We start from the raw sequence: 539 nt of genomic DNA, 5'->3' as shown, positions 1-539 counted from the left end.
CAAACGCAACGCGCTGTGCACAACTTCCCAGTAAGTGGCAGGAGAATGCCCGAAGCCTTTATACGATCACTAGTTAAAGCGAAAACTGCGGCGGCCAAAGCGAATGGAGAACTAGAACAAATCCCCAGTGACATGGCAAAGGCGATCTCCGACGCGGCAGATAAGCTTTTAGTAAGCGAAGATTTAATGCAGCACTTCCCTGTTGATGTTTATCAGACGGGCTCTGGCACAAGCTCAAACATGAACGCAAACGAAGTACTTGCCACATTGGCAACCGAACTCTACAAAGATTCCGTTAGCGCTAATGACCACATTAACTGCGGTCAAAGCAGCAACGACATCATTCCTTCGACGATTCATATCAGTGCGGCTATCGAGCTAAACGAACAGCTCCTTCCTGCTTTAGAGTACCTTGTTCAAACCACAAGAGAGAAAGCCAAGAGCGTAGATCAATACGTTAAGACAGGTCGCACCCATTTGATGGATGCAATGCCAGTGCGCATGAGCCAAAGCTTAAACAGCTGGGCAACTCAAATTGA

1 protein-coding gene is annotated in these 539 nt (G+C 47.7%); it reads left to right on the top strand.

Annotation, left to right across the window (positions count from 1 at the left end; translation table 11 throughout):
* Positions 1–45: 45 nt before the first annotated feature.
* Positions 46–539, top strand: a 494-nt coding sequence (locus tag A3738_RS05640) for a lyase family protein (RefSeq protein WP_369819775.1), incomplete at its 3' end; no start/stop codon positions are given.

Source organism: Oleiphilus sp. HI0066, assembly GCF_001635725.1.
Note: the sequence above shows the minus strand (reverse complement) of the source record. Positions and strands in the feature narration are given on the sequence as shown.